This window comes from Lysinibacillus sp. NPDC047702, from assembly GCF_050272555.1.
GTDB lineage: Bacteria > Bacillota > Bacilli > Bacillales_A > Planococcaceae > Lysinibacillus.
In genome coordinates, this window is record NZ_JBNNMG010000148.1 from 1 (window position 1) to 1251 (window position 1251).

General features: G+C 36.1%; 3 protein-coding genes. All 3 read left to right on the plus strand.

Going from position 1 to position 1251, the window contains the following annotated elements:
- Window positions 1–321: hypothetical protein (locus ACQKIM_RS28145; RefSeq protein ID WP_427550279.1), on the plus strand; the 321-nt coding region annotated here is incomplete at its 5' end.
- Between the two features lie 222 nt (window positions 322–543).
- Complete coding sequence (locus tag ACQKIM_RS28150; RefSeq protein WP_427550282.1) at window positions 544–870, plus strand: hypothetical protein; 327 nt, start codon at window positions 544–546, stop codon at window positions 868–870.
- Between the two features lie 17 nt (window positions 871–887).
- Entirely contained in the window at window positions 888–1154 is a 267-nt protein-coding gene (locus tag ACQKIM_RS28155; RefSeq protein WP_427550284.1) for a holin, read from the plus strand.
- Window positions 1155–1251: the final 97 nt, after the last annotated feature.

Here is a 1251-nt window from a genome sequence, read left to right on the forward strand (position 1 = left end):
GGTTACGTTACTGGAGTCAGGTTAGCAGATGGTAATGATCAAATTACTGTAACAGGCTTAGATTTCTTACCAAGAATGATTTTCGTAAGGTCTCCAGCAGTAGTACAAAGTGCTGTGAGTTCTGTATACATTCATAAAGATGAATTTTTTGTAAGTCTACCTAACCATATGTCTTTTTATATTAGTGGTGATGGTGGTACTCAATTCAGTGGAATTGTAACTATCACTAATGATGGATTTACAATTAAAACAGGCAATCCGTTTAAAGGTACATCGCTAGAAGGACAAAGTGTTGATTACAATTGGCTAGCTTTTAGTTAGCAAAAGAAAATACAGAAGTTGTATAAACGCAGTAAATGACTAGCGTTATTTTTTATGCAATTTTTACGCTGTGAGAGCATTCGAGATTAGCAACGGTACACTGTGCTGAATCTCGATGCTTCTCAAGGCTTTTATTTTTAGGGCAAAGGACTGGTGATGTTATTGGAACACGTACCAACTGTAGAGCTCCGCCTAGCGGACCACGAAAAAAGGCTCCAACACTTGGAGAAACAAGACATCAAGAAAGACAAACGACTTGAAAACATTGAACAAAGCTTCACGAAATTAGAAAATACAATACTTAAAGAGAATCAAGAAACAAGAAATCTATTTAAAGAAATAACAGATCGCCAATGGCAGTTAATAGAGGGTCGTGATAAGGCAGAGGAAGCAAAAGAAATACGTGAATACGAATTAAATGCTTCGGAAAGAAAAGATGAAATCGAGTTTAAGAAACAAAGATTTAACGCTACAGTTGAGTTATTTATTAAATTACTAACAGCTGGTGGATTAATTTACTTACTTATTGAGTCGTTATTTAAAAATTAAAATTGGAGGGATTTATAATGGATTTAACAAATATTTTTATGATTGCAATGGTGATGGTAGCGATTGTTATATCGGTTGCAGAGGTACTTAAAAAGACTTTTAATCTTAATACACAATACATGCCGATCACATCAGTAGTGATTGGTATTTTTATTGGCCTGGTATTGTGGCCGTTATCTGAGTATCCAGTGTATGTTATGTTGATTGCTGGCTTTATTGCAGGGCTTACAGCATCAGGCACATTTGATCTCTTAAAGGCGGCTAAAAAAGAGGGTGAGCAGTAATGACTAGTGTAACAACAACGTGTCGTGATTTGGCTGAGTTAACGCCTGCTGCACAACTTGCTTGTCGACTTTTGTTTCAAGAGTGTGTAAAGGTTGG

Excerpts from the sequence above, each read along its gene's own strand:
- ACQKIM_RS28155 (WP_427550284.1), top strand. The coding sequence starts at position 888 with ATGGATTTAACAAATATTTTTATGATTGCAATGGTGATGGTAGCGATT.